The 19,589-nt window shown below is 68.8% G+C and carries 17 protein-coding genes; 15 read left to right on the top strand and 2 right to left on the bottom strand.

Annotation, left to right across the window (positions count from 1 at the left end):
- The first annotated feature begins 114 nt into the window (after nt 1-114).
- Both HGB39_RS28900 and HGB39_RS28895 read left to right on the top strand, forming a co-directional pair.
- Nucleotides 115-606 carry an SRPBCC family protein gene (locus HGB39_RS28900; protein WP_005564097.1) on the top strand — a complete coding sequence of 164 codons (492 nt, stop codon included), beginning with the start codon at nt 115-117 and terminating at the stop codon, nt 604-606.
- A gap of 353 nt (nt 607-959) precedes the next feature.
- A complete protein-coding gene (locus HGB39_RS28895) occupies nt 960-1,139 on the top strand; it encodes a tautomerase family protein (RefSeq protein ID WP_005247502.1) in 180 nt (59 codons plus the stop codon).
- A 54-nt stretch (nt 1,140-1,193) separates the two neighbouring features.
- On the opposite strand, the gene HGB39_RS28890 is transcribed toward HGB39_RS28895, so the two are convergent.
- The gene (locus HGB39_RS28890; RefSeq protein ID WP_005260338.1) at nt 1,194-1,703 is read right to left on the bottom strand and encodes a MarR family winged helix-turn-helix transcriptional regulator; all 510 of its coding nucleotides are present in this window, start codon (nt 1,701-1,703) and stop codon (nt 1,194-1,196) included.
- A gap of 177 nt (nt 1,704-1,880) precedes the next feature.
- Here HGB39_RS28890 and HGB39_RS28885 point away from each other — a divergent pair, with 177 nt between their 5' ends.
- The gene (locus tag HGB39_RS28885) at nt 1,881-2,660 is read left to right on the top strand and encodes a dioxygenase family protein (protein WP_005564099.1); all 780 of its coding nucleotides are present in this window, start codon (nt 1,881-1,883) and stop codon (nt 2,658-2,660) included.
- Here HGB39_RS28885 and HGB39_RS28880 read toward each other — a convergent pair.
- A complete protein-coding gene (locus HGB39_RS28880) occupies nt 2,648-3,112 on the bottom strand; it encodes a peroxiredoxin (protein ID WP_005260343.1) in 465 nt (154 codons plus the stop codon). The two genes, HGB39_RS28885 and HGB39_RS28880, sit on opposite strands and share 13 nt — an antisense overlap.
- Nucleotides 3,113-3,171: 59 nt before the next feature.
- On the opposite strand from HGB39_RS28880, the gene HGB39_RS28875 reads away from it, so the two are divergent.
- The 12 genes from HGB39_RS28875 to HGB39_RS28820 all read left to right on the top strand — a co-directional run bounded on the left by HGB39_RS28875 (nt 3,172) and on the right by HGB39_RS28820 (nt 19,472).
- Entirely contained in the window at nt 3,172-4,758 is a 1,587-nt protein-coding gene (locus HGB39_RS28875; protein ID WP_039951282.1) for an anthranilate synthase component I, read from the top strand.
- A complete protein-coding gene (locus tag HGB39_RS28870) occupies nt 4,755-5,459 on the top strand; it encodes a TIGR02234 family membrane protein (protein ID WP_005564104.1) in 705 nt (234 codons plus the stop codon). The genes HGB39_RS28875 and HGB39_RS28870 overlap by 4 nt, the downstream gene beginning before the upstream one ends.
- Nucleotides 5,460-5,545: 86 nt before the next feature.
- A complete protein-coding gene (gene trpC, locus HGB39_RS28865; RefSeq protein WP_005260348.1) occupies nt 5,546-6,355 on the top strand; it encodes an indole-3-glycerol phosphate synthase TrpC in 810 nt (269 codons plus the stop codon).
- A gap of 62 nt (nt 6,356-6,417) precedes the next feature.
- Nucleotides 6,418-7,737, top strand: a complete 1,320-nt coding sequence (gene trpB, locus HGB39_RS28860) for a tryptophan synthase subunit beta (protein WP_005260350.1) — start codon at nt 6,418-6,420, stop codon at nt 7,735-7,737.
- Complete coding sequence (gene trpA / locus HGB39_RS28855) at nt 7,734-8,537, top strand: tryptophan synthase subunit alpha (protein ID WP_005247486.1); 804 nt, start codon at nt 7,734-7,736, stop codon at nt 8,535-8,537. The genes trpB and trpA overlap by 4 nt, the downstream gene beginning before the upstream one ends.
- The gene (gene lgt, locus HGB39_RS28850) at nt 8,534-9,592 is read left to right on the top strand and encodes a prolipoprotein diacylglyceryl transferase (protein ID WP_043788440.1); all 1,059 of its coding nucleotides are present in this window, start codon (nt 8,534-8,536) and stop codon (nt 9,590-9,592) included. Before trpA ends, lgt begins: the two co-directional genes overlap by 4 nt.
- Nucleotides 9,585-10,430 (top strand): TM2 domain-containing protein, encoded by an 846-nt coding sequence (locus HGB39_RS28845; RefSeq protein ID WP_005564108.1) that lies wholly within the window; start codon nt 9,585-9,587, stop codon nt 10,428-10,430. The genes lgt and HGB39_RS28845 overlap by 8 nt, the downstream gene beginning before the upstream one ends.
- Nucleotides 10,431-10,705: 275 nt before the next feature.
- The gene (gene gltB / locus HGB39_RS28840) at nt 10,706-15,289 is read left to right on the top strand and encodes a glutamate synthase large subunit (RefSeq protein ID WP_064080632.1); all 4,584 of its coding nucleotides are present in this window, start codon (nt 10,706-10,708) and stop codon (nt 15,287-15,289) included.
- Nucleotides 15,282-16,784 (top strand): glutamate synthase subunit beta, encoded by a 1,503-nt coding sequence (locus HGB39_RS28835; RefSeq protein WP_005565505.1) that lies wholly within the window; start codon nt 15,282-15,284, stop codon nt 16,782-16,784. Before gltB ends, HGB39_RS28835 begins: the two co-directional genes overlap by 8 nt.
- A gap of 37 nt (nt 16,785-16,821) precedes the next feature.
- Complete coding sequence (pyk, locus tag HGB39_RS28830) at nt 16,822-18,240, top strand: pyruvate kinase (protein ID WP_005565503.1); 1,419 nt, start codon at nt 16,822-16,824, stop codon at nt 18,238-18,240.
- Nucleotides 18,241-19,119: an acyl-CoA thioesterase gene (locus HGB39_RS28825; protein WP_005260362.1), complete on the top strand. Its 879-nt coding sequence runs from the start codon at nt 18,241-18,243 to the stop codon at nt 19,117-19,119.
- A 104-nt stretch (nt 19,120-19,223) separates the two neighbouring features.
- A complete protein-coding gene (locus tag HGB39_RS28820) occupies nt 19,224-19,472 on the top strand; it encodes a hypothetical protein (protein ID WP_005260364.1) in 249 nt (82 codons plus the stop codon).
- Nucleotides 19,473-19,589: the final 117 nt, after the last annotated feature.

The following is a 19,589-nucleotide window of genomic DNA, read 5'->3' as shown; positions in this document are numbered from 1 at the left end:
GCGACACCCGCCGTGACCACGCGGATCGGGGATCGTTGAGCATGCCGTGACCTCTAAATATGAAGCGAGGCTGCTAGCGTAGGCCTCTTTACTCGGGACCCAGGAGCGCTCCGCATGAAGTACACCGTCTCGATCGAGATCGCCCTGCCGCGGGAGACAGTGGTACAGCTGCTCGCCGACTCGGCACACCTGCCGAAGTGGCTGCGGGGTCTGGTGCTGCACGAGCCGCTGAGTGGGGTGCACGGGCAGGTCGGTACCCGATCGCGGGTCGTGATGCAGATGGGGAAGCAGAAGATCGAGTGCACCGAGACCATCACGCGTCGGGAACCGGCAGACCTGCGCGGGATCCCGAAAGGGAGCGTCGTTCACTTCGACCGCGAGATCGTCGGCGAGGGCATGTGGAGCGCCGTGCGCGACCGGCTGACCGAAGTCGGTCCGGAGATGACGCTCTGGGTGAGCGAGAGCGAATACCGGTTCAGCGGCGTGTTGATGCGGCTGGTGGGGCTCCTGATGCCCGGTGCCTTCCGCAAGCAGTCGCAACAGCACATGCAGGACTTCAAGGCGTTTGCCGAGCAGGGGAACGACGTCCGCGCAGCGAAGGACTGATCTACGATCAGCGCTCGTCTCTCGAAGAGTGATGAGACGGTCATGGCCCGGCGAAGGTCATCCGGATCATCGACCAGTTGATCTCCGAGATTCCGCGGCGGTGCGGGGAGGTCGAACTCGCGGTCGCTGCAGTGGCCGGTCGACCAAATCTCCCTGTGACTGCGCTCGGGTCCGAAAGGAGAGCGGACTGACCTCGAGGCTGCTGTAGCCAGCGTGCAGCGCCTGGCGCTCGGGGATCAACGGTTGCACCGGGAGGTCGAAGCACCGAGCGGAGTTGTCGATCTCAGGTCGCGCAAGCGAACGTGAGCGACGGTCGATGAGCCGCCGAATGATTTTGTGGCACAGTTCGTCCTATGCCATTGATTCAGATCAGTCAGACGCCGGGACTCACCGCGGAGCAGAAGCGCGCCACGATCGAGGCGGTCACCAAGGCCTACGCCGACGCGACGGGCAAGGATCCCGCGAAGGTGTGGGTGACGATCACCGAGGTCCCGCGCGACAGCTGGGGTGTCGGCGGGACGCCGCTGGGGTGAGCTGCCGGGGCGCCGTTGGGGTGCGTTGCCGGGGCGCCGTTGGGGTGAGTGCTGTCAGGCTCTGCCGGTTCCCGATGCGATGCTCTTGTCGAGTTGGGTGAGCATGGCGCCGGACAGTTCGGACAGCTGACGGACCTGGTCGGCGGACAGTCCGTCGAAGATCAGGGATCGGACGGATTCGACGTGCGGGGGCGCGGCCTCGACGACCTTGGCCATGCCCTCGTCTGTGAGGACGGCGTCGGAGCCGCGGCTGCCGCGGATGCTCTCGCGGCGTACCCAGCCGGCTTTTTCCATCTTGGTGATGACGTGGGACAGCCGGGACAGGGACGCGTTGGCGCGCTGGGCGAGCAGGGACAGCTGCAGGCGCCGGTTCGCCTCGCCGGAGAGCGAGGCGAGGACGAAGTACTCGAAGTGGGTGAGTGCCGAGTCGCGTTGGAGCTGGGTGTCCAGTGCGGCGGGGAGCCGGGTGACCAGGGCGATGAGGGTGAGCCAGGCCTCCTGCTGCTCGGCGTCGAGCCATCGGGTGCCGGGCTCTGCCGGCGTGCCCTCGTCGTTACCACTCATCAGTGGTGTCCTCCATCCGTACGTCGATCCACGCGTGCAACGTGTTCAACATAGTTAGCACGTCGTGGGCCGGACCGTGCGTGGGGAATAGTTGCCGGGCCCACGCGTTGACTCGTATAGTAACTTGAAGGTTCAACATTGAGCCTCGATGTTGGATCTCGATCCGAAGGAGTCGCGATGACCGCCACCATGCCCGCACTGTTCCTCAGTCATGGTGCGCCTCCGCTGGTGGACAGCGAACTGTGGGTGTCGCAGCTGGCGAAGTGGGCAGGCGACCTGCCGCGGCCGAAGGCCATCCTCATGGTGTCGGCGCACTGGGAATCGGCGCCGCTCACGATCGGGTCCACCACCACCGGCACCCCCCTCGTCTACGACTTCGGTGGCTTCCCCGAACGCTTCTACCGGACCACGTACGAGGCGCCCGGCGCCCCCGAACTCGCGGCGCAGGTCGTGGCCCTGATGCCCGACGACGAGGCCGTGTCGCACCAGCCGCACCGCGGCCTCGACCACGGCGCCTACGTTCCGTTGACGGTCATGTACCCCGACGCCGACATCCCGGTCCTGCAGATCTCGCTGCCCACGCTCGACCCGCAACGACTGCTGCACCTCGGGGAGCGGCTGCGTCCCCTGCGCGAGCAGGATGTCCTGATCGTCGGTTCCGGATTCACCACCCACGGGCTGCCGTTCCTGCGCGACCCGTCACCCGACGCGAAGGCACCCGGCTGGTCGTCGGAGTTCGACGCCTGGGCGGACGAGCGTCTCGCCGCGGGCGACGTCGATTCGCTCATCGACTTCCGCTCGCTCGCGCCGGGCATGCCGTACGCCCACCCGACGATCGAGCACTTCGCGCCGCTGTTCGTCACGCTGGGCGCCGCGAGTGATCCCGAGCAGATCCCCCGGCAGGTCATCGACGGCTTCTGGATGGGGCTGGCCAAACGGTCGATTCAGGTGGACTGACGCGTCCGGAGGAAGGCCAGCGCCTGGTCGCCGTGCGTGTTGGCGCGGAACTCGCTCGAGATGACCTCGAGCACGGTGCGGTCGGTGTCGATGACGAACGTCGACCGCTTGACCGGGGCGAGCTTGCCGAGCAGTCCGCGGCGGACACCGAACTTCTCCGCGACGGCTCCGTCGGCGTCCGACAGCAGTGGGTAGTCGAACGACTGCTCCTGCGCGAACGACGCCTGCTTCTCCACCGCGTCGGTGCTGATCCCGGCGCGGGACGCGCCCACTGCGGAGAACTCGACTCCGAGGTCACGGAAATGGCAGGCCTCGGCGGTGCACACCGGCGTCGACGCCGCAGGGTAGAAGAACAGCACCAGAGGGCCGTCCTCGAGAAGGCTCGACAGAGATCGCGCGATGCCGTCCTGATCGGGCAGGGTGAATTCCGGTGCGAGCTGACCTGGCTTCATGACAGCCGAGGCTACCCGCGCACGCAGACACGACGAGTGCGCCTGGGATGATGGTCGGCATGCACGGCGAGCCCACCACGATTCCCGCACCCGAGTCCGCCGCCACCCCGGCCGACGGCGGGTCCGACTCGACCACCACGCGCGAGCAGTTCCACGCTCTCGCCGCCGAACACCGGGTGGTCCCGGTGACGCGCAAGGTGTTGGCTGACGCGGAAACTCCGCTGTCGGCGTACACCAAGCTGGCGGCGAACCGGCCGGGGACCTTCCTGCTCGAGTCGGCGGAGAACGGCCGATCGTGGTCGCGGTGGTCGTTCATCGGCGCGGGCAGTCCCGCTGCGCTCACCGTCGTCGACGGCGAGGCCGCGTGGTACGGCAACGTTCCCGCGGGCGCACCGTCCGGCGGCGATCCGATCGCGGCCCTCGGCCAGACGCTGGAACTGCTCCGCAGCGAGCGGCTGCCCGACCTGCCGCCGCTGACCGGCGGAATGGTCGGCTTCCTCGGATACGACGCGGTGCGCCGGATCGAGCGAATCGGCGAGCACGCCACCGACGATCTGCAGATCCCCGAGATGGTCATGTTGCTGGCGACGGACCTCGCGGCCGTCGACCACCACGAGGGCGCCATCACCCTGATCGCCAACGCGGTCAACTGGGACGGCACCGACGAACGCGTCGACGAGGCCTACGACTCCGCGGTCGAGCGGCTAGACCGGATGACGCACGCCCTGTCGGCCCCGGCGTCGTCGACCGTGTCCACGTTCGCAAAGCCCGCCCCCGACTACCGGCGTCAGCGCACCACCGAGGGCTTCGGCGCCGACGTGCAGAAGCTCGTGGGAGACATCGAGGCGGGCGAGGCCTTCCAGGTCGTGCTGTCGCAGCGCTTCGAGATCGACTGCACCGCGGACCCGATCGACGTCTACCGGATGCTGCGCGCCTCCAATCCCAGCCCGTACATGTACCTGCTCAACGTGCCGAACGGCGACGGCGAAACGGCGTTCTCCATCGTCGGTTCGAGCCCGGAGGCCCTGGTGACCGTGTCGGAAGGCGTCGCCACCACGCACCCGATCGCGGGAACCCGCTGGCGCGGGCACACCGAGGAGGAGGACATCCTGCTCGAGAAGGACCTGCTCGCCGACGAGAAGGAGAACGCGGAGCACCTGATGCTCGTGGATCTGGGCCGCAACGATCTCGGGCGCGTGTGCGAACCGGGCACGGTGAAGGTCCACGACTACCGCCACATCGAGCGGTACAGCCACGTGATGCATCTCGTCTCCACCGTCACGGGTCACCTCGCGGACGGCAAGCATGCCCTGGACGCCGTCACCGCGTGCTTCCCGGCGGGCACCCTGTCGGGCGCGCCGAAGGTCCGGGCGATGCAGCTGATCGAGGAACTCGAACCCACGCGCCGGGGCATCTACGGCGGCATCATCGGGTACCTCGACTTCGCCGGCGACGCCGACACCGCCATCGCGATCCGGACCGCGCTGATCAAGGACGGCATCGGGTACGTCCAGGCGGGTGCGGGTGTCGTCGCCGACTCGAACCCCGAGTACGAGGACACCGAGGCGCGGAACAAGGCGATGGCGGTGCTCAGCGCGATCGCGGCGGCACACACGCTCCGGACCCTGGGAGGCGACACGCAGTGAGTGACGCGTCGGAGACGGCCCGGGAACCCGGGCAGGCGGGACGTCGCCGGTCGATGATCTCGGTGCTGCTGCTCGCGGTCGCCGCGGTGTGCCTGTGGGGTGCCTCCCGGATGACGTGGGTGGAGGTCACCTCCTCCGACGGACTCGGTGAGGAGCGCACGTCGGCGCTCGTCGGCGGCACGTGGGCCGCGGCGCTCACGCCGCTGGCGCTGACCCTGGTCGCCGCGATCGCCGCGTCGTTCGCCGTGAAGGGCTGGGCGCTGCGGGTGCTCGGTGTCCTCGTCGCGGTCGTGGCCGTCGCGGCCGCGGTCCCCGCGGTGGGGTTGATCGTCTCGGGCGCCTCCGGCGACGAGGCGGGCCGGCTGGCCGAGTTGCCGGGCCGCGCCGAGGTCCAGTCGGTGTCCGTGCACGTCGGTCCCGCCGTTCTCGCGCTGGTGGGCGCCCTGGCGGCGCTTGCCGCCGCGGTGGAACTCGTCCGCCGTCCGCGGGTGCGGGCCGGGCTCTCCTCCAAGTACGACAGCCCCGGTGCGCGTCGGGACGCGGCGAAGAAGGCCGGCACCGATTCCGCCGAGGGGCCCGTTACCCAGCGCATGCTCTGGGATGCCCTGGATGCGGGGGAGGACCCCACGGTGGAAGACAAGAAAGCCGAACCTGTCGACCAAGTTGACGGACCGGACAAAGACCCGGGGACCCGAACGTAAACAGAATCAGAGTGCCATCTAGGCTGACTTCACCCCTGATGATGTTCCTCACATCGGGTTTCTGCCCAGAAAGGACTCGGGCCACGATGACCGTTCTCGACTCGATTCTCGACGGGGTGCGCGCCGACGTCGCCGCCCGCGAAGCCGTCCTTGACTTCGCCGCAGTCAAGGCTGCCGCCGCTGCCGCACCGCCGGCCCTCGATGCCGCGGCCGCCCTGCTCGAGCCGGGCATCGGAGTCATCGCCGAGGTCAAGCGGGCCAGCCCCTCGAAGGGCGCGCTCGCCGACATCACCGATCCCGCCGAGTTGGCCGCCGCCTACCAGGCCGGTGGTGCCCGGGTGATCAGCGTGCTCACCGAGGAGCGCCGGTTCCAGGGGTCCCTCGCGGACCTCGACGCGGTCCGCCGCGCGGTGAGCATCCCGATCCTCCGCAAGGACTTCATCGTCGGGCCGTATCAGATCCACGAGGCCCGCGCGCACGGCGCCGACGTCGTGCTGCTCATCGTCGCCGCCCTCGAGCAGGACGCGCTCGCGTCGCTGATCGACCGCACCGAGTCGCTGGGCATGACGGCCCTCGTCGAGGTCCATACCGAGGAAGAGGCCAACCGTGCGCTCGAGGCGGGCGCAAAGGTCATCGGTGTCAACGCCCGCAATCTCAAGACGCTCGAGGTCGACAAGAACACGTTCGGCGAGATCGCTCCCGGGCTGCCCACCGAGACCATCAAGATCGCCGAGTCCGGTGTGCGCGGCACGGCCGACCTGCTGGCCTACGCCGGTGCGGGAGCCGACGCGGTGCTGGTCGGCGAAGGCCTCGTCACCAGCGGGGATCCGCGCAAGGCGGTGGCCGATCTGGTCAACGCCGGCGCTCACCCGTCCTGCCCCAAGCCGTCACGCTGACGTTGCGCCGGAGGAACTGACCCGGACGGCGGCGGAACCCGGCGTTGGGGCAGACTGGACCTGTGACTTCACGTAATCAGGAAACCGTCTTCAAGGGTGGCAATCTGCCGACTGCCAGCGCCGGAATCGCCGAGCGCACGACGCACGACCCCGACGCCGGAGGACACTTCGGCGTGTACGGCGGACGGCACGTGCCCGAGGCCCTGATGGCAGTGATCGAGGAGGTCACCGCCGAGTACGAGAAGGCCCGCGCCGACGACGCGTTCCTGAACGAACTCGATCGTCTCCAGCGCGACTACACCGGCCGTCCGTCCCCGATCTTCGAGGCGACACGGATGAGCGAGTTCGCCGGTGGGGCGCGGCTCATCCTCAAGCGCGAAGACCTCAACCACACTGGCTCGCACAAGATCAACAACGTGCTCGGTCAGGTGCTGCTCGCCAAGCGCATGGGCAAGACCCGCATCATCGCGGAGACCGGCGCCGGCCAGCACGGTGTCGCCACCGCCACCGCCTGCGCGCTCCTCGGCCTCGAATGCGTCATCTACATGGGTGCCGTCGACACCGAGCGGCAGGCGCTGAACGTCGCCCGCATGCGGTTGCTGGGCTCCTCGGTGGTGTCGGTCGAGTCGGGGTCGAGGACCCTGAAGGACGCCATCAACGAGGCGCTGCGCGACTGGGTCACCAACGCCCACAACACGTACTACTGCTTCGGCACTGCTGCCGGGCCGCACCCGTTCCCGACCATCGTCCGCGACTTCCAGCGCGTGGTCGGCCTGGAGGCGCGTGCCCAGGTGCAGGCGCTGACGGGCCGGCTGCCCGACGCGGTGACGGCGTGCGTCGGCGGCGGTTCCAATGCCATCGGCATCTTCCACGCGTTCCTCGACGACCCGGCCGTGCGGCTGGTCGGCTACGAGGCCGCCGGTGACGGCGTCGAGACCGGGCGGCACGCCGCCACGTTCGCGGCGGGCACCCCGGGCGCGTTCCAGGGCGCGTACTCGTACCTGTTGCAGGACGAGGACGGCCAGACCATCGAGTCGCACTCGATCTCCGCGGGCCTCGACTACCCCGGTGTCGGACCGGAGCACGCGCTCCTCAAGGACATCGGCCGCGCCACCTACGAGCCGGTCACCGACACGGAGGCCATGGACGCGCTGCGTCTGCTGTCCGAGCGTGAGGGCATCATCCCCGCCATCGAGTCCGCCCACGCCGTCGCCGGGTCGCTGCGACTGGGCCGCGAACTGGGGGAGGGCGCGATCATCGTCATCAGCCTGTCCGGGCGCGGCGACAAGGACATGGACACGGCCGCCAAGTGGTTCGGACTGTTCGATCCCGACGATTCGACCGAGACCACCACGACTGACAAGGAAGGTTCGGCCAAGTGAGCGAACGACTCTCGCGCCTCGCCCCGACGTTCGCGCAGTGCCGCGAGGAGAAGCGCGCCGCGCTCGTCGGGTACCTCCCGGCCGGTTTCCCCACCGTGCAGGAGTCCATCGACGTGTTCAAGGCGATGGTCGAATCCGGTTGCGACATCGTCGAGGTCGGCATCGCCTACTCCGACCCGGTGATGGACGGGCCCACCATCCAGGCGGCGGCCGAGACGGCGCTGCGGAACGGTGTCCGGGTGCGTGACGTGTTCACCGTCGTCGAGGCGATCGCCTCCGTGGGCGGCAAGGCCGTCGTGATGACGTACTGGAATCCGGTCCTGCAGTACGGGGTCGACAAGTTCTCCCGCGACCTGGCGAGCGCGGGTGGCCTCGGCCTGATCACGCCCAACCTGATCCCCGAGGAGGCCGGCGAGTGGATCGCCGCGTCGAAGGAACACGACCTCGACCGGATCTTCCTGGTGGCGCCGTCGTCGACCGAGGAACGCCTCGCGATGACCCTCGACGCCAGCAGCGGCTTCGTGTATGCCGCGTCCACGATGGGCGTCACCGGCGCCCGTGACGCGGTGTCGTCGATGGCACCCGAGCTGACGGCCCGCATCCGCGCCCACTCGGACATCCCGGTGGGTGTCGGACTGGGTGTCCGCTCCGGCGCGCAGGCCGCCGAGATCGCCGCGTACGCCGACGCGGTCATCGTCGGATCTGCGCTGGTCACGGCCGCGGAGAGCGGTCTGGACGCGGTGCGCTCGCTCACGAAGGAACTCGCCGAGGGCGTTCGCTCCGCTACCGTGGCGTCGTGACTTCCACTGTGGACGTACTGGCCTACATTCCGAGTCCGCCTCAAGGTGTCTGGTATGTCGGACCGGTGGCCCTGCGCGCGTACGCGCTGTTCATCATCGTCGGGATCGTCGTCGCGATCGTGTGGGGTGACCGTCGCTGGGTCGCCCGCGGTGGCGAGAAGGGCACCGTCCTCGACATCGCCATCTGGGCGGTGCCGTTCGGCCTGATCGGCGGCCGTCTCTACCACGTGATGACCGATTGGCCGACGTACTTCGGGGAGGGCGGCGACCCCGTCGACGCCCTGAAGGTGTGGCAGGGCGGCCTCGGCATCTGGGGCGCCGTGGCGCTCGGCGGCGTCGGCGCCTGGATCGGTTGTCGTCGCCGCGGCATCCCGCTGCCTGCGCTCGGCGACGCGGTCGCGCCCGCAATCCTGCTGGCGCAGGCGATCGGCCGGCTCGGAAACTACTTCAACCAGGAACTCTACGGTCGCGAGACCGACGTGCCGTGGGGGCTCGAGATCTTCGAGCGGCGCAACGACGTGGGCCAGGTGTCACCGCAGCTGATCGACGGGGTGTCGACCGGCGAGGTCGCGTTCGTGGTGCATCCGACGTTCCTGTACGAGGCGCTGTGGAACGTGCTGATCGTTCTCCTGCTCGTGTGGGTCGATCGCCGCTTCCGCATCGGTCACGGCCGCCTCTTCGCCCTGTACGTGGCCGGATATTGCGCCGGCCGCTTCTGGATCGAACTGATGCGCAGCGATCATGCGAGCCTCATCGCCGGTGTCCGCGTGAACTCGTTCACCTCCGCCCTGGTGTTCGTCGCGGCCCTGGTGTACTTCTTCGCCGCGACGAAGGGCCGTGAGGACCCGGCCGAATTGCGGCCTGCCGACGGCGAACCGGTCGACAGCGAGACCATGGAGAAGGAGCCCGAGAAGAACGTCGAGGACGAGGGCACGGACGAGGACGCGCCCGCATCGGAGCCGGTATCGGACGACAAGGCCGCGAGTACTGCGAGTACCGGAGGCGAGGCGCGCACGAAGACCATCGACAGCAAGAAGGATGACGCGAATGACTGAACCGGGGAAAGCATCCGACGATTCCGGCAAGGGTGCATCCGAGGACGCACACAAGGTCGACCTGGGGAAGAGCAGCGACGGCACCGAGAACAGCACCGAGTCGAGCCCGCCGCCCGAGTTCGGCTCACCCTTCGATTACGACGCCACCGCCGAGGCCTCGCTGTCCCAGCCGCCGGCCACGTCGGACGCGACACCGTCACCGGGTTCATCCGGCACCGGACCGGGCTGGGACACCTACTCCGGTGTCGGTAACGGCCCGGGCTGGGGGTCCACGCCCACCTACCCGTCGCCGAGCGGCACCGAGCCGACGGCCCCGTTCCCGAACGTGGGCGAGCCGACTTCGCCGACAGCGCCCTACACCGGGTACGAGAAGCCCCAGCAGCAACCGGACGGTCCCACCTACGGCGCACCCGACCCCAACTACGGCGCGCAGTACGGGGCGGCTCCGCAGTCGTCGCAGGACTACCAGCAGCCCGGGTACCAGCAGCCGGGGTACGGACAGCAGCCGGGTTACCCCCAGCAGGGGTTCCCGCCGCCCGGATACGCCCCCGCCGGCTACAACGCGTACGCCGATCCGTCGGCGCCGTTCGGCAGGCACCCGCTGACGGGTGAGCCGTACTCCGACAAGTCCAAGCTGACCGCCGGCCTGCTGCAGATCTTCCTCGGCGGTTTCGGAGTCGGACGGTTCTACCTGAACCAGCCCGGCATCGCCGTGGCGCAGATCGCCGTCACGTGGCTCACCTGTGGAATCGGCGGAATCTGGCCGCTGGTCGACGGCATCATGATGCTGACCGGAAGCGTGAAGGACAAGTACGGACGACCTCTGCGGGAGCAGTGACGATCCCCGACCGAACTGTGGCCCGTGTTGCTGATGCGACACGGGCCACAGTGCTGTCCGGGGCCGGATTCGGCATATCTTGCGAGGTATCGGTCCTGGTAAGCTGAGCGCGCCGGGTGTATGTCCGGTTACAACCTTCACGGGCCGATGCTGTCCCGGTAGACCCCCGAAAAGCAGTTAGCGCCCGTCGTGGCGACCCCGCTAGCGGAGGCCGCCGACAGCACGTGCGGAGCGCACACACTGGTGGTCTTCCTGGCCGATGTGGAGGTATATCGGTGCTGTTCTCTCAGTTGCCTGGTCCCCAGGGCTTGTACGACCCGGACCAGGAAGTCGATTCCTGCGGCGTCGCCATGGTCGCGGACGTGCACGGCCGCCGCTCACACTCCATCGTCTCCGACGGACTCCTCGCACTCGAGAATCTCGAGCACCGCGGTGCGGCAGGATCGGAACCGAACAGCGGCGACGGCGCCGGCATCCTCCTCCAGCTCCCCACCGAATTTTTCGGGGACGTCGTCGACTTCGATCTCCCGGCGCCGCTCGAGGACGGCGGCAGCACGTACGCGGCGGGAATCTGCTTCCTCCCGCAGGACGCGCAGGCACGGGCGGCGGCGCAACGACGCGTGTCCGACCTCGCGGCCGAGGAGGGGCTCGAGATCCTCGGCTGGCGTCGGGTGCCCGTCGATCCGGACGGCGCGGACGTCGGCTCCACGGCCCGGGCCTGCGCGCCGCACATGAGCCAGTTGTTCGTCACCGCACCCGCCGTCGGCGGGATCCGGCCCGGCGGGCTGGCACTCGACCGCCTGGTCTACGCGCTGCGTAAGCGGGCCGAGCAGGTCACTCCCGAGGTCGAGTCCGAGGGCAGCGGCGTGTACTTCCCGTCCCTGTCGAGCCGGACCGTCGTCTACAAGGGAATGCTGACCACGTCCCAGCTGTCCCGTTACTTCCCGGACCTGCGCGACCCGCGGATGGCGAGTGCGATCGCGATCGTGCACAGCCGGTTCTCGACCAACACGTTCCCGTCCTGGCCGCTCGCGCATCCGTTCCGGTTCGTCGCGCACAACGGTGAGATCAACACGGTCCGCGGCAACCAGAACCGGATGCGCGCCCGCGAGGCGTTGCTGTCGAGTTCGGTGATCCGGGGCGACCTGCGCAGGTTGTATCCGATCTGCACCCCCGACGCGTCGGATTCGGCGTCGTTCGACGAGGTCCTCGAATTGCTGCACCTCGCCGGCCGCAGCGTGGCGCACGCGGTGATGATGATGGTGCCGGAGGCGTGGGAGAACGACACGTCGATGTGCCCCGAACGCCGGGCGTTCTATCAGTTCCACGCGTCGCTGATGGAGGCGTGGGACGGACCGGCGTGTGTGACGTTCACCGACGGGACCGTGGTCGGCGCCGTGCTGGACCGTAACGGCCTGCGTCCGGGACGCTGGTGGCAGACCGTCGACGGGCGGGTGGTCCTCGCGAGCGAGAGCGGTGTCCTCGACGTCCCGCAGGCGGAGGTCGTGGCGAAGGGCCGCCTCGAACCGGGGCAGATGTTCCTGGTCGACACGTCCGAGGGCCGGATCGTGCCCGACGAGGAGATCAAGATGCGGCTCGCGGCGGAGCGGCCGTACGCGGAGTGGCTGTACGCCGGTCTGCTCGAACTGAAGACGCTGCCGGATCGCCCGCACGCGCAGCACAACCACGAGTCGGTGGTGCGACGGCAGGTGGCGTTCGGGTACACCGAGGAGGATCTGCGGATCCTGCTCGCGCCGATGGCCGCGTCCGGCGGCGAGCCCCTCGGCTCGATGGGGACGGACACCCCGATCGCCGTCATGTCGCAGCGTTCGCGGCTGCTCTACGACTATTTCGTCGAACTGTTCGCGCAGGTCACGAATCCGCCGCTCGACGCGATCCGTGAAGAGATCGTGACGTCGCTGTCGCGGGTCATGGGACCGGAGCAGAACCTGCTCGAGCCGACCGCGGCGTCGTGCAGGCAGATCGTGCTGCCGTGGCCGGTGCTCGACAACGAAGAGCTGAACAAGATCATCAACGTCAACGCGGACGGCAACCATCCGGGGCTGGCCGCGGCGGTGCTGCGCGCGCTGTACGACGTGGAACGCGGCGGTGCGGGGATGGCCGAGGCGATCGAGGAAGTGCGGGCTCAGGCGAGCGCCGCGATCGCGGACGGCTATCGGACGCTGGTGATCTCGGACCGTGACTCCGACCACACCCGCGCGCCGATCCCGTCGCTGCTCGCGGTCGCCGCGGTGCACCATCACCTGGTGCGGACCAAGGAACGCACCAAGGTGGCGCTGGTCGTCGAATCCGGTGACGCCCGCGAGGTCCACCACCTGGCGCTGCTCATCGGGTACGGGGCCGCGGCCGTCAACCCGTACCTCGCGATGGAGTCGATCGAGGACCTCGTGTCCGAGGGCGAACTCACCGGCGTCGAGCACACGATCGCCGTGCGGAACTATCTCACCGCTCTCGGCAAGGGTGTGCTCAAGGTGATGTCGAAGATGGGCATCTCCACCGTCGGCTCGTACACCGCGGCGCAGGTGTTCGAGGCGATCGGCCTGGACCGCGATCTCGTCCACGAGTACTTCACGGGCACCGTCAGCAAGCTGGGCGGCGCCGGTCTCGACGAGATCGCCCGCGAGGTCACCGTCCGTCACCGGCAGGCGTACCCGGACAACCCGGCCGAGTTCGCCCACCGGCGGCTCGAGGACGGCGGCGAGTACCAGTTCCGCCGCGACGGCGAACTGCACCTGTTCACCCCGGAGACGGTGTTTCTGCTGCAGCACGCCACCCGCACCGGTCAGCACACGGTGTTCGCGAAGTACAGCGAGGAGGTGAACCGCCTGGCCGAGGCCGGTGGCGCACTGCGCGGCCTGTTCACGTTCCGGGAGGGTGTGCGCCCGCCGGTGCCGCTGGGCGAGGTGGAACCGGTCGAGCGGATCGTCACCCGGTTCAACACCGGCGCGATGAGTTACGGCTCGATCTCCGCCGAGGCTCACGAGACGATGGCCGTCGCGATGAACAATCTCGGCGGACGCTCCAATACGGGCGAGGGCGGCGAGAACGTCGACCGTCTCTACGATCCGTCGCGCCGCAGCGCCGTCAAGCAGGTGGCGAGCGGGCGGTTCGGTGTCACCAGCGACTACCTGATCAACGCCAGCGACATCCAGATCAAGATGGCGCAGGGCGCCAAGCCCGGTGAGGGCGGCCAGTTGCCGGCGTACAAGGTGTACCCATGGGTCGCGGAGACAAGGCACTCGACGCCGGGGGTCGGGCTGATCTCGCCGCCACCGCACCACGACATCTACTCGATCGAGGATCTCGCCCAGCTGATTCACGACCTGAAGAACGCCAACGACCGGGCCCGGGTCCACGTGAAGCTGGTCAGCTCGGTGGGTGTGGGAACGGTCGCCGCAGGCGTCAGCAAGGCACACGCCGACGTGGTCCTGATCTCCGGGAACGACGGCGGAACCGGCGCCACCCCGCTGACGTCGATGAAGCATGCCGGGGCGCCGTGGGAGATCGGGCTGGCCGATGCCCAGCAGACACTCGTGCTCAACGGTCTCCGCGACCGCATCACCGTCCAGTGCGACGGCGGGATGCGCACCGCGCGGGACGTCGTGGTCGCGGCGCTCCTGGGTGCGGAGGAGTTCGGGTTCTCGACGGCCCCGCTGATCGTGGCGGGCTGCATCATGATGCGGGTCTGCCACCTCGACACCTGCCCGGTCGGTGTCGCCACCCAGAACCCGGAACTCCGCAAGCGGTATACCGGCAAACCGGAGTTCGTGGAGGAGTTCTTCCGCTTCGTCGCCGAGGACGTGCGCCGGTACCTGGCGGACCTCGGGTTCCGCAGCATCGACGAGGCCGTCGGTCACGCCGATGTCCTCGAGACCGCGCAGGGGATCGCGCACTGGAAGAATCGCGGACTCGACCTGACCCCGATCTTCGCCGTGCCCACCGGGCCGGACGGGACGCCGCTGCCGCAGCGGCGCCGGGACCGCGATCAGGACCACGGACTGGACCGGGCGCTGGACCGGACGCTCATCCAACTGGCCGAGGGTGCCCTCGAGGACGCGCACGCCGTGGAGATCGAGATGCCGGTGCGCAACGTCAACCGGACCGTCGGCACGCTGCTCGGCGCGGAGGTCACCCGCCGGTACGGCGCCGCCGGGCTGCCGGACGACACGATCCGGCTCACGTTCACCGGTTCCGCCGGGCAGTCGCTCGGCGCATTCCTGCCGCCGGGTATCACCATCGACCTGACCGGTGACGCCAACGACTACGTCGGCAAGGGATTGTCGGGCGGGCGGATCGTGGTCCGTCCCGCCGACGACGTCCTGTTCGTCCCCGAAACCCAGGTGATCGCGGGCAACACCCTGCTCTACGGCGCCACCTCGGGCGAGCTGTATCTCCGGGGCCGCGTCGGCGAACGCTTCTCGGTGCGCAACTCCGGTGCGTCGGCCGTCGTGGAGGGCGTCGGCGACCACGCCTGCGAGTACATGACGGGCGGGCGGGTCGTGATCCTCGGACCGACCGGCCGGAACATGGCGGCCGGTATGTCCGGCGGCATCGCCTACGTCCTCGACCTCGACCCCGAGGACGTGAACCCGGCGATGGTGAAGCTCCTGCAACCCGACCCGGACGACCTCGACTGGTTGTGCGGCGCGGTCACCCGCCACCACCGGTGGACCGGTTCCGCGGTGGCGGCGTCGGTGCTCGCCGACTGGCCCCGGCGCTCCGCGTTGTTCACCAAGGTGATGCCGGTGGACTACCAGCGGGTGCTGGACGCGACCCGGATCGCCAAGGCCGAGGGACTCGACGTCGACACTGCGATCATGGAGGCGGCACGTGGCTGATCCGCAGGGCTTTCTGCACATCGTCAAGAAGGAGGCGCGCAAGCGTCCGGTCGCGGAGCGGGTGCACGACTGGCACGAGGTGTACGCGCCGCAGAGTCCGGCGGAGCGGGCCGCCGAGGTGTCCGAGCAGGCCGCACGGTGTATGGACTGCGGAATCCCGTTCTGCCACTCGGGAAGTGCGGGCTGCCCGCTGGGCAACCTCATTCCGGAGTGGAACGACCTGGTGCGGCGCGGCCGCTGGTCGGCGGCCAGTGAGCGCCTGCATGCCACGAATAACTTCCCGGAGTTCACGGGGCGGGTGTGTCCGGCGCCGTGCGAGTCGGCGTGTGTGCTCGCCCTCGCCGACACCCACACGACCGGCAGCGTCACCATCAAGCGGATCGAACAGGCCATCGCCGACGTCGCGTGGGAGTCCGGCACGGTGGTGCCCAAGCCGCCGATGATCGCCACGGGCCGCAAGGTCGCGGTGGTCGGTTCCGGGCCGGCCGGTCTCGCGGCGGCACAGCAGCTGACCCGGGCGGGGCACGACGTCACCGTCTACGAGCGCGACGACCGGCTCGGGGGACTGCTGCGGTACGGCATCCCGGAATTCAAGATGGAGAAGGCGATCCTCGATCAGCGCCTGATGCAGATGCGCGCCGAGGGAACGCACTTCGTCACCGATTGCGAGGTCGGCGTCGACCTCACCGTGGAGCAGATGCGCGAGAACTTCGACGCCGTCGTGCTCGCGATCGGCGCGCTCCGGGGCCGTGACAACACGACCGTCGAAGGCAGGGAGCTGAACGGGATCCACCTCGCGATGGAACACCTCGTCACCTCGAACAAGGAATGCGAGGGTGACGGTCCCGCGACGATCACCGCCAAGGGCAAGCACGTCGTCATCATCGGCGGCGGCGACACCGGGGCCGACTGCCTCGGAACGGCGCACCGCCAGGGCGCGCTGTCGGTGACCCAGCTGGACTACAACCCGGAGTTGCCGACGGATCGGGACGAGGCCGCGACGCCGTGGCCGGCGTGGCCGATGGTGCTGCGCACGTCGCCCGCGCACGCCGAGGGCGGTGTCCGCCGGTATCAGGTCGCGGTGCAACGCTTCCTCGGTGACGCGAACGGGAACGTCCGATCCATGGTCCTCGCCGAGGTCCGGGTCACCCGCGAGGACGGCAAACGCATCATCACACCGGTCGGCGAGGAGATCGAATTGCCCTGCGAACTGGCGCTTTTCGCGATCGGATTCGAGGGTGTCGATCTCGGACCGCTGCTCGACGACTACGGGCTGTCGCCCACCCGGCGCGGATCGCTCTCCTGCGGACCGGATTGGCAGACCACCGCACCCGGGGTCTTCGTCTGCGGGGACGCGCACCGCGGCGCGTCGCTCGTGGTGTGGGCGATCGCGGAGGGCAGGTCCGCGGCGCACGCCGTCGACGTGTATCTGACCGGGGCGTCGGACCTCCCGTCGCCGGTGCATCCGACGGCGCTCCCGCTGGCAGTCGTCTAAATGGAGAAGGGCGCGCGGGACGACTAGGCTCGAGGCCGTGAACCGACGCACGAAGATCGTATGCACACTTGGACCTGCTACCGCCACCGGTGACCGTATTCGCGAGCTCGTCGAAAGCGGTATGGACGTGGCGCGGCTGAATTTCAGCCACGGCGAACACGCCGACCACGAGGAGAACTACAAACGCGTCCGGGCCGCCTCGGACGCGACGGGCAAGGCGGTCGGTGTCCTCGCCGACCTCCAGGGCCCGAAGATCCGGCTCGGCCGGTTCGCCGAGGGTCGCACCACGTGGGCCAACGGTGAGGAAGTGCGGATCACCGTCGACGACGTCGAGGGCACCCACGACCGGGTGTCGACCACGTACAAGCAGCTCGCCGAGGACGCCAAGCCCGGCGACCGGCTGCTCGTCGACGACGGCAAGGTCGGTCTCGTCGTCTCCGGTGTGGAGGGCAACGACGTGATCTGCCGGGTCACCGAGGGTGGCCCGGTCAGCAACAACAAGGGTGTGTCCCTGCCGGGGATGAACGTGTCGGTCCCGGCGCTGTCGGAGAAGGACATCGCCGACCTCGAGTTCGCGCTCGGCCTCGGCGTCGACTTCATCGCGCTGTCGTTCGTGCGGTCGCCGGCCGATGTGGAACTGGTTCACGCCGTGATGGATCGGGTCGGTCGCCGGATCCCGGTGATCGCGAAGCTCGAGAAGCCGGAGGCGATCGACAACCTCGAGGCGATCGTGCTGGCGTTCGACGCGGTGATGGTCGCCCGCGGTGACCTGGGTGTGGAGTTGCCGCTCGAGCAGGTGCCGCTGGTGCAGAAGCGGGCGATCCAGATCGCCCGGGAGAACGCGAAGCCGGTCATCGTGGCCACCCAGATGCTCGAGTCGATGATCGAGAACTCGCGGCCCACCCGCGCCGAGGCGTCCGACGTCGCGAACGCGGTCCTCGACGGTGCGGACGCGGTGATGCTGTCCGGTGAGACGTCGGTCGGTAAGTACGTGATGGAGACGGTGCGCACGATGGCGCGGATCGTCGAGGCGGTGGAGAACGAGTCCACCCAGGTGCCGCCGCTGACGCATGTGCCGCGCACCAAGCGGGGTGTCATCTCGTACGCCGCCCGCGACATCGGGGAGCGCCTGGACGCGAAGGCGCTGGTCGCGTTCACCCAGTCCGGGGACACGGTGCGCCGCCTGGCGCGGCTGCACACGCCGCTGCCGTTGCTGGCGTTCACCCCGTTGCCGGAGGTGCGCAGCCAGTTGTCGCTGACGTGGGGAACGGAGACGTTCATCGTCGACCCGGTCGACAGCACGGACGCGATGGTGCGGCAGGTCGACCACGCGCTGCTCGGGTTGGGCCGGTACCAGAAGGGTGAACTGGTGGTCATCGTGGCCGGGTCGCCGCCCGGCACCGTAGGCTCGACCAACCTGATCCACGTCCACAGAATCGGCGAAGAGGACCACTAGGTGAGCGAAGTCGCGGCGAAGACCGATCTCCAGACCCTGCTCGAACTTCTCGATCTCGAGAGGACCGGCGAGGACACGTACCGAGGTCGGCATCCCGCGCAGGTGGGGAGCCGGACGTTCGGCGGCCAGTTGATTTCCCAGGCACTGGTCGCCGCCGGCCGCACCGTGAGCGGCGAGCGCGCTGTGCACGCGATCAACGCCCACTTCATCCGCGGCGGCGACGTCAAGGAACCCATCGAATACCGCGTCGAGCGGCACCGCGACGGCCGGGCATTCGCGAACCGTCAGGTCACGGCGCTGCAGAACGGTGAGGAACTGTTCGTCATGCTGGCGGCGTTCCAGGATTGGGGCAAGGGTCTCGAGCACGCGGTCGAGGTGCCCGACGTCCCGTTCCCGGACACGCTGCCGCCGCTGGGCGACCACTTCCTGGGTTACGAGGACCGGCTGAAGATGTTCGTCGACGCCCTCAAACCGATCGACATGCGTTACGCGAACGACCCGTCCTGGATCATGAAGGGCACCGGGGAGAAGCTCACCCACAACCGGGTCTGGATGAAATCGGACGGCGACCTTCCGGACGACCCGCTGATACACGTGGCCGTGATGGGCTACTCGTCGGACACCACGGTCCTGGATTCCATCATCACCACCCACGGATTGTCGTGGGGGCTGGACCGGATCGTCGCAGCCACCGTCAACCATTCCATCTGGTTCCACCGGCCGTTCCGGTTCGACGACTGGACGCTCTACGCCACCGAGTCGCCGGTCGCCGCGGGGTCCCGCGGCCTCGCGACGGGGCGGTTCTTCTCCCTCGAGGGCGAGTTGCTGGCCACCGTCGTCCAGGAGGGTCTCATCCGCCACTTCCCGCCGCGGAAGTAGCGGCCCGTCATTCCTTTGCCACCGAACGGTTTTGAACGGTAGTTCAACTGGTGGCTGCGGCGTATGGTCGGTCTGGAATCTCCGAAACGGAACGGACGTGCACAATGAGCGCAGACGCACCCGAGCAGAAGAACTCCGGCCGACAGGCCGAGACCGAAGTGCCCCTTCCCGACGACGAGGCGCTTGCCGAAGCCAAGAAGAAGGTGGAGGAGATCGACGCCCGCTACGAGCCGGGCGCCCGCGAGACGGTAGTCCTGCCCGGCTCCGACGGCACGGTGTCGGGTACCGCCTTCGACGATTACGTCGACGACGAGGGCAACCTGAAAAAGCCTGAGCCCGAGAAGGACTCGTAGACTCCCCGTCGTCGGGGCCCGTTCTCCCTGCCCGGTGTCCCACCTGTGCGGCGAAACCGCCCAAATGGGACATCGGGCGACGTGTGTGTGCGGATCGACGCGTGTCCTGCGCGTCTC

Origin of the sequence: Rhodococcus opacus (assembly GCF_012396235.1) — a bacterium.
Taxonomy (GTDB): domain Bacteria; phylum Actinomycetota; class Actinomycetes; order Mycobacteriales; family Mycobacteriaceae; genus Rhodococcus_F; species Rhodococcus_F opacus.
Note: the sequence above shows the minus strand (reverse complement) of the source record. Positions and strands in the feature narration are given on the sequence as shown.

Excerpts from the sequence above, each read along its gene's own strand:
- HGB39_RS28880 (WP_005260343.1), bottom strand. The coding sequence starts at position 3,112 with ATGAAGCCAGGTCAGCTCGCACCGGAATTCACCCTGCCCGATCAGGAC.
- HGB39_RS28875 (WP_039951282.1), top strand. The coding sequence starts at position 3,172 with ATGCACGGCGAGCCCACCACGATTCCCGCACCCGAGTCCGCCGCCACC.
- HGB39_RS28820 (WP_005260364.1), top strand. The coding sequence starts at position 19,224 with ATGAGCGCAGACGCACCCGAGCAGAAGAACTCCGGCCGACAGGCCGAG.
- HGB39_RS28900 (WP_005564097.1), top strand. The coding sequence starts at position 115 with ATGAAGTACACCGTCTCGATCGAGATCGCCCTGCCGCGGGAGACAGTG.
- HGB39_RS28895 (WP_005247502.1), top strand. The coding sequence starts at position 960 with ATGCCATTGATTCAGATCAGTCAGACGCCGGGACTCACCGCGGAGCAG.
- HGB39_RS28845 (WP_005564108.1), top strand. The coding sequence starts at position 9,585 with ATGACTGAACCGGGGAAAGCATCCGACGATTCCGGCAAGGGTGCATCC.
- trpC (WP_005260348.1), top strand. The coding sequence starts at position 5,546 with ATGACCGTTCTCGACTCGATTCTCGACGGGGTGCGCGCCGACGTCGCC.
- HGB39_RS28890 (WP_005260338.1), bottom strand. The coding sequence starts at position 1,703 with ATGAGTGGTAACGACGAGGGCACGCCGGCAGAGCCCGGCACCCGATGG.
- HGB39_RS28885 (WP_005564099.1), top strand. The coding sequence starts at position 1,881 with ATGACCGCCACCATGCCCGCACTGTTCCTCAGTCATGGTGCGCCTCCG.